8 protein-coding genes are annotated in these 7,348 nt (G+C 71.6%); 4 read left to right on the forward strand and 4 right to left on the reverse strand.

The window, feature by feature from the left end; all coding sequences use genetic code 11:
- Positions 1-136 precede the first annotated feature (136 nt).
- The 4 genes from QSG27_RS26410 to QSG27_RS26425 are packed head-to-tail and all read left to right on the forward strand — an operon-like array spanning position 137 to position 4,024.
- Positions 137-1,120, forward strand: a complete 984-nt coding sequence (locus QSG27_RS26410; RefSeq protein ID WP_306711463.1) for an alpha-ketoacid dehydrogenase subunit beta — start codon at positions 137-139, stop codon at positions 1,118-1,120.
- 29 nt (positions 1,121-1,149) lie between these two features.
- The gene (locus QSG27_RS26415; protein WP_306711464.1) at positions 1,150-2,190 is read left to right on the forward strand and encodes a DctP family TRAP transporter solute-binding subunit; all 1,041 of its coding nucleotides are present in this window, start codon (positions 1,150-1,152) and stop codon (positions 2,188-2,190) included.
- An 8-nt stretch (positions 2,191-2,198) separates the two neighbouring features.
- The gene (locus QSG27_RS26420) at positions 2,199-2,738 is read left to right on the forward strand and encodes a TRAP transporter small permease (protein WP_306711466.1); all 540 of its coding nucleotides are present in this window, start codon (positions 2,199-2,201) and stop codon (positions 2,736-2,738) included.
- Positions 2,735-4,024 (forward strand): TRAP transporter large permease, encoded by a 1,290-nt coding sequence (locus QSG27_RS26425; protein ID WP_306711468.1) that lies wholly within the window; start codon positions 2,735-2,737, stop codon positions 4,022-4,024. The genes QSG27_RS26420 and QSG27_RS26425 overlap by 4 nt, the downstream gene beginning before the upstream one ends.
- 109 nt (positions 4,025-4,133) lie before the next feature.
- On the opposite strand, the gene QSG27_RS26430 is transcribed toward QSG27_RS26425, so the two are convergent.
- From QSG27_RS26430 to QSG27_RS26445, 4 genes are all read right to left on the reverse strand, one after another.
- Positions 4,134-5,618, reverse strand: a complete 1,485-nt coding sequence (locus tag QSG27_RS26430) for an FAD/NAD(P)-binding protein (protein WP_306711470.1) — start codon at positions 5,616-5,618, stop codon at positions 4,134-4,136.
- Positions 5,615-6,070 carry a hypothetical protein gene (locus tag QSG27_RS26435; RefSeq protein ID WP_306711472.1) on the reverse strand — a complete coding sequence of 152 codons (456 nt, stop codon included), beginning with the start codon at positions 6,068-6,070 and terminating at the stop codon, positions 5,615-5,617. Before QSG27_RS26435 ends, QSG27_RS26430 begins: the two co-directional genes overlap by 4 nt.
- Before the next feature lie 21 nt (positions 6,071-6,091).
- Positions 6,092-7,075, reverse strand: a complete 984-nt coding sequence (locus tag QSG27_RS26440) for a dipeptidase (protein WP_306711474.1) — start codon at positions 7,073-7,075, stop codon at positions 6,092-6,094.
- Positions 7,072-7,348 (reverse strand): sarcosine oxidase subunit gamma family protein (locus QSG27_RS26445; protein WP_306711476.1); only part of this gene is annotated, 277 nt, incomplete at its 5' end. The genes QSG27_RS26440 and QSG27_RS26445, both read right to left, overlap by 4 nt.

The raw sequence follows: 7,348 nt of genomic DNA on the forward strand, positions 1-7,348 counted from the left end.
TGCCGCCCGCCATCCTGGAGGCGGTGGAGCGGCGGGAGCGCGAGGCGCTGGCCGCCGCCCTCGCCACGGCGCTGGACAGCCCCTGGCCGGACCTCCGCACCGCCTTCACCGACGTACAGGACACCGGAGCGCCGCAATGAGCCGCCTGACCTACCGCGAGGCGGCGCGCCGCGCCCTCGCCCACGAACTGGCCGCCGACCCCGCCGTCTGGGCGCTCGGCGAGGACATCGGACGGGGCGGGGTCTTCGGCCAGTATCAGGGGCTCCAGGCCGAATTCGGGCCGCGCCGCGTCGTCGACACGCCGATTTCCGAGGCCGCCATCATGGGCGGGGCGGTCGGCGCCGCCCTGCTCGGCGCCCGGCCCGTGGTCGAGATGCGCTTCTCCGACTTCGCGCTCTGCGCGGTGGACGAGCTGGTCAACCAAGCGGCCAAGGCGCGCTACATGTTCGGCGGACAGGCCCGCGTGCCGCTGGTGGTGCGCCAGCCGGTCGGGCTGTGGAGCAACTCCGCCGCCCAGCATTCGCAGTCTCTGGAATCCTGGTACATCCACATCCCCGGCCTCGTCGTCCTGGCCCCGGCGACCCCCGCCGACAATTACGGGCTGCTGCGCGCCGCCATCCGCTCCGACGACCCGGTGGTCTATCTGGAGCACAAGGACCTGTGGCCTGTGGAGGGCGAGGTGGCGCTGGACGGCGACTGGGAGGTGCCGGTCGGCGTCGCCCGCCGCGTGCGCGAGGGCCGCGACGTGACCGTCGTCACCTGGTCCGGCGGCGTCCGCATCGCCGAGGAGGCCGCCGCCCTGGCCGAGGCGCGGGGTGTGTCGCTCGACATCCTCGACCTGCGCAGCTTGTGGCCGTGGGACCGCGGCGCGGTGCTCGATTCCGTCGCCCGCACCGGGCGGCTGCTGGTGGTGCACGAGGCGGTGGAGGTGGCCGGTTTCGGCGCGGAGATCGCCGCGACGGTCGCCGACTCGCTGTTCGGTGCGCTGAAGGCGCCGGTGCGCCGGCTGGGCGCCCCGCGCATCCCCGTTCCCTATTCCCCGGCGCTGGAGCCGGCCAGCCGCATCACCGCCCCGGCGGTCGCCGCGGCCGCCGCCGGTCTGGCCTCCTGGCGCCCCTGACCCCATTCCCTGTTTCGGAGTTGCTGCTCATGCTGACGAGAACGCGCCCCCTGCTGGCCGCCGCGCTGACCCTGTTCGGGGCGCTGGCCGCCGCCATCTCCGCGCCCGCCGAAGCCGCGGAGTACAAAAGCGAATACAAGCTGTCGGTGGTCGGCAGCCGCCCCATCCCCATCGCGGAGGGCGCCTACCGCTGGGCGGAGCTGGTCACGGAGAAGACCGGGGGCCGCATCACCGTGAAGGTCTATCCCGGTTCCAGCCTCGTCGGCGGGGACAACACGCGGGAATTCACCGGGCTGCGCCAGGGCTCCATCGACCTGCTGGTGAACTCCACCATCAACCTGTCGCCGACGGTGAAGGAGGCCAACCTGTTTTCCCTGCCGTTCCTGTTCCCGGACAGCCGGGCGTTCGACGCGGTGGCCCAGGGTGAGCCGGGCAAGGCCCTGTTCGGCATCCTGGAATCCAAGCAGGTCGTGCCGCTGGCCGTCGGGGAGAACGGCTTCCGCGCCCTCTCCAACTCGAAGAGGCCGGTGCGCACGCCGGACGACCTGAAGGGGCTGAAGGTCCGCGTCGTCGGCTCGCCCATCTTCAACGACATCTTCACCGCGCTGGGCGCCAACCCGACCCAGATGACCTTCGCCGATCTGCAACCCGCCCTGTCCACCGGCGCCGTGGACGGGCAGGAAAACCCGGTCAGCCTGTTCCTGGCCGCCAAGCTCTACAGCCTGAACCAGAAGCATCTGACGCTGTGGAACTACATCGCCGACGCCGGCCTGTTCATCGCCAACAAGGAGGTGTGGGAAAGCTGGACGCCGGAGGACCGCGCGCTCGTCCGCGAGGCCGCGGTGCAGGCCGCCGCCGAGTTCACCGCGCTGTCGCGCCAGGGGTTGACCGTCGAGGACCGTTCGGCTCTTACCGCGCTGGCCTCCCACGGGGTGCAGGTGGTGACGACGGAGCAGACCGACGTGGCGGCGTTCCGCAAGGCGACCCGCCCGGTCTACGAGAAGTGGACGCAGACGGTCGGCGCCGACCTCGTCCGCAAGGCCGAAGAGGCCGTGGCGAAGAGCCGGTGAAGACACCCATGGCCGAACCCACCTTTGATTCTGGCCCGGATGATTCCGGCCCGGACAAGCCCCGCGTCCCCCTGGCGATCGAGGAGGCGCTGGCCGCCGCCGCCATCGCGGTGATGGGGCTGATCACCTTCGCCAACGTGGTCACGCGCTACACCACCAGCGTCTCGCTGGCCTTCACGGAGGAATACGCCATCGCCCTGATGGTGGTGATGACCCTGCTGGGCGCCTCCGTGGCGGTGGCGCGCGACCATCACATCCGCATCGGCTTCCTGATCGACCGGTTCGGGCCGCGCGGGCGGCTGCGGGCGGAGCTGCTGGCGCTGGGCGTCACCGCGCTGGTGTTCGGCGCGTTGGTCGTGCTGGGCACGTTGATGACCGTCGACGAGCATCGGTTCGAGATCTCCTCGCCCGGTCTCGGCGTGCCGCAATGGCTCTACACGCTGTGGCTTCCGCTGCTGTCGGCGGTGGTGGCTCTGCGGGCGCTCGGGCGGGCGTTGCGGGTGCTCCGGCGGCCGGAGAGGCTGACGCCGGGGAATGGCGAGCCATGACCGCGCTGCTGCTGTTCGCCGGGTTCTTTCTGCTGCTGTTCCTCGGCGTGCCCATCGGGGCGGGGCTGGCGCTTGCCGGGGCGGTGGCCATCGCGCTGGAGGGGTCGGGCTTCCTGTCGCTGTCCACCACGGTCTACACCGGGGTGGCGAAGTACCCGCTGCTCGCCATCCCCATGTTCGTCCTGACCGGTCTGATCTTCGAGCGGTCCGGCGTGGCGGCGCGGCTGGTCGCCTTCGCCCTGGCGGTGGTCGGCAAGCGGCAGGGGGCGCTGCCGGCGGTCGCCATCGTCGTGGCGATGTTCATGGGCGGCATTTCCGGCTCCGGCCCGGCGACCTCCGCCGCGGTGGGGGCGGTGATGACCGCGGCCATGCTGAAGGAGGGCTATCCCCGCGCTTTCACGGCCAGCGTCATCGGCGCCGCGGCGGCGACCGACATCCTGATCCCGCCCTCCATCGCCTTCATCGTCTACAGCATCATGGTGCCGCAGGCGTCGGTCCCGGCCCTGTTCGCCGCCGGGATCGTGCCGGGCATCCTGGCCGGTCTGGCGCTGATCGTTCCGGCGGTCTGGCTGTCGCGCCGCCACGGCTTCGGCGAGGTCGCGCGGGAGGGCGAGGCGCGTCCGCCGCTGTGGCCCGCCTTCCGCGAAGCGGTGTGGGGGCTGATGGCTCCGGTGGTCATCCTGGGCGGCCTGCGCGGCGGGCTGTTCACCCCGACCGAGGCGGCGGTGGTCGCCGCGGCCTATGGCCTGTTCGTCGGCTTCTTCGTCTACCGCAGCCTGACCCTGCGCGACCTTTACGGGCTGCTGGTCGAGGCGGCGGAGGTGTCGGCGGTGATCCTGACGGTGGTGGCGCTGGCCGGCGTCTTCGCCTGGGCGACCGCGACGCTCGGCATCATCGACCCGGTGGCGCGGGGCATCCTGGCGCTGGGGCTCGGCGAGTATGGCGTGCTGGCGCTGCTGATCGGCGTGCTGGTGGTGATCGGGATGTTCCTGGACGGGGTGTCCACCTTCCTGATCCTGCTGCCGATCCTGGTGCCCATCGCCAACCACTTCCATTGGGATCTGGTGTGGTTCGGCGTGATCCTGACCATGAAGCTGGCCATCGGCCAGTTCTCCCCGCCGATGGCCGTCAACCTGATGGTGACCTGCAAGATCGCCGGCACCACCATGGAGGCGACGGTGCGCTGGGTCGGCTGGCTGATCGTCGCGATGTTCGTGGCGTTGGCCCTGGTCGCCGCCCTGCCGCAGCTCGCCCTATGGATTCCCCACAGGCTGGGTTACGAGTGAGCCATTTGCCATGAGCGAAGCGAAGGTCGGACGTCTGGCCGGCAAGGCGGCGGCGTCCTGGTCGATGCACACCAGGTCCGCCTCCGTCTCCAGCGCTTTGGCGAAGCGGTCATGGCGGTGTTTCCGTGTCTCGGAGCGGGAATGGAGCGACCGGCGGGCGCCACAGCGCGTGGGCGTATTCCTCGCCGGTCAGGTCGGGGGTGTCGAAGGAGTGCAGGCGCTCCAGATGCGCCGCGCGGTCGGCCAGCCAGAGGTCGCGCCCGATGGCTGAAACGAGGCGGGGAACGCCGTGCCTCAGGCTGGCGATCTCCCCGACCGCGCGCCCGTGGCTGACGACGCCGCCATAGGTGAAGGTGTGGATGTCCTTCAGGAAGGGCGCGGTGCCGGGGACCTTCCCGACGAATTCGAAGCCCGGCCCCAGATAGGGGTTGGCAGCCAACGCCGCGTCCTCCTCGCCGGGCGGCGGGCTGTAGCGGTCGCGCCAGAGGGCGATGGCGTCGGCGAATCCGGCCAGTTCCGGACGCCGGGCGAGATCGGCGCGGTAGCCGGTGCCGGCGATCACGAAATCGAAGCAGTGGCGCCCGTCGGCGGCCTCCACCTCGACAGTCCCCCCGGCGTCGCGGGCGGCAGTCCAGCCGGCAGCCAGATGCAGGTGGAAGCCGGGGAAGCGCGTGGCCCGGCGCACCGTGTCCGGCATCGGGCCGGGGGCGTTGGCGAAGAAGCGCCGCATCAGGCTCCAGCGGTCGGCGTCCGGCAGCTCGTGGAAATGGTCGAGCGCGCCCGCGTAGGACAGACCCTTCACCGTGGTCACCCGCGTCAGGTCGGCGTTGCGGCAGAACAGGTGAACGGCGGCGGCCCCCTGCTCCAGCGCGGTGGCGGCGGTGTCGAAGGCGGAGGAGGCCGCTCCCAGCACGCCGACCGTCTTCCCGTGCAGCGCCGCGAAGTCGATGGGATCGTCGGTGTGGGCGTAGAGGCTCCGCGGCAGGCTGTCCGCGATGACCGGTGGGACGAAGGGACCGCCGCTGCCGTCCATACCGGTGGCGAGAACCAGCTTGCGCGCGGTTTCGGTCAGGACCTCGCCGTCCCGCTCCAGACGCAGGCGGAAGCCGCGCGATGCCGTCACGTCCAGCGGCTCGATGCGGGTCAGGCGGGTGCGGTTGCGCACGGCGACGCCGGTCGCGCGCCGGTACCAGCGGACATAGTCCGCCCACACCGTGCGCGGAATGCGCCCGATGGCGGCGTAGGCGTCCGCCCCGTGCGCCGCCTCGTGCCAGGAGCGGAAGGTCAGGCCGGGCAGGCCGAGTTCCGGGCCGGGCAGGGTCTTGACCGACCGCAGGGTCTGCATGCGGGCGGTGGTTTCCCACACGCCCTCGCGGCCTTCCTCCGCGGCGTCGATGACGGTAACGCCGGCGATGCCCGCGCGGCGCAGCGCGAAGGCGACGGCCAGCCCGCTCTGCCCGCCGCCGACCACGGCGACGTCATGGTCGATGCCGGGGGTGGGCGGGACCCAGTTCGCGCCGGTTTCGTCGAGGAGTTCCAGCGACCGGGCCACATCCGCGGTCAGCGCGTCCACGGCGGTGCCGTCGATGGTCATGGCTTTTCTCTCTCGGGAATCGTGTCAGGAACCGGCTCGATCCACATGCGCACCTTCACCGCGCCGAAGCCGCCGACCGCCGGGCCGGGGTCGGTGCAATGGGCGCCCGGCAGGGTCAGGGACACGGCGCCCTCCCGCCCGAAGCGGTCGAAGGCGATGCCGACGCGCTGCGCCAGCATCCCCATTAGGAAGACGCAGACCGGCCCGGTCGTCTGCGCCGGGTCGAGATGGGCGCCCTGCATGACGTAGCGCTGTCCGACGCGGACCCCGGCCATGCAGCGTTCGGCCTCGACCACCTCCGCGACCACCTGATGGCGGGCGCAGCCCTCGAAGAAGCCCTTGGAACCCTCCAGCATCGCGGCGACCCCGGGGCGGTCGGCCTCCGGCGTGTCGGCGAGGAAGGCGTCGGGCACCGCGCGCCCGAAGAAGTCGGCGGCCGTCTTGCGGTCCATATCGGTCGTCCTCCCGTCGCCTCAGCGGCCCGCCGGGTCGCGCCAGACCTCGCCGAACAGGCGCAGCCAGTTGCCGCCCAGCAGCTTGGCGATGCGCGGCTCCGGCCAGCGGCGGCGTTCCATGGCGGCGGTCAGGTTGGGGAAGCCGTCCAGCCGCTCGAATCCCGGCGGGTTGCGCACCTCCCCCACCTCCAGCAGACGGCGGCCCGTGCCCTTGTCGAGCGTGAAGTAGCGGATGCCGTCGGCGTCCACGTCCTGGGTGAAATCGGTGCCGATGGCCACATGGTCCTCGCCGCACAGATTTACGGTGTGCTCAATGGCGTCGAGATAGTCGTCGATGGTGCTGTCGTTGCCGCGCGGCATGAAGGGCGGGAACATGGTCACGCCGACCACCCCGCCGCGCTCCGCGATGAAGCGCAGCTCCGCGTCGGTCTTGTTGCGCGGGTGGTCCTTCAGCGCCTTGGGCGCGCAGTGGGTGTAGGCGACCGGCTGGCCGGAGGCGAGGATCGCCTCCTCCGCGGTGCGCGACCCGACGTGGCTGAGGTCGATCAGGATGCCGACGCGGTTCAGCTCCGCCACCAGATCGCGCCCGAAGTCGGTCAACCCGCCGTCGCGGCTTTCCAGGCAGCCCGACCCCGCCGAATTGGCGGTGTGGTAGGTGAGCTGCACCACCCGCAGGCCCAGCTCGTGGAACAGCGCCACGTAGGGCAGGTGATCGGCGAAGCCGGTGGAGTTCTGCCAGCCGAGGATCACCCCGACCCGCCCCGTCTCCTTGGCGCGGGCGATGTCCTCCACCCGGTGCACCGGGGCCAGCAGGTCGGCGTGCTCGCGCAGCCGGACCTTCCACTGGGCGACGGCGTGCAGCGACGGTTCCAGCCCTTCCCAGACGGAGCAGGTGCAGTTGGCGGCGGCGATCCCGCCCCGCCGCATGCTCTCGAACACCGAACGGCTCCAACGGGAAACGATCAGGCCGTCGATGACGGTCAGGGACTCGTGCAGGCTCATGGTGAGGAACTCTCGTCGTTCGAAGGGTGGTCCAGCGCGGCGTCGGCCAGCCAGGACCACAGGTATCCGGCCCAGGGCCGCTCGGCGTGGAGGCGGAAGACCGGGCCATCCGCGCCGTCTTCCGCCCGTTGCAGCAGGATGCCGATGCGCCCCAGCCGCGTGCGCGCCGCCCGGCCCGCCGGGAAAACGGACGGGTGCAGGTCGAGCGCGGTGCCGCCGGCCAGAACCGCAGGGGCGCGCGGGCCGGACAGCTCCAGCTCCGGCAGGCCGTCG

This window comes from Azospirillum isscasi (assembly GCF_030849505.1).
Classification (GTDB): domain Bacteria; phylum Pseudomonadota; class Alphaproteobacteria; order Azospirillales; family Azospirillaceae; genus Azospirillum; species Azospirillum isscasi.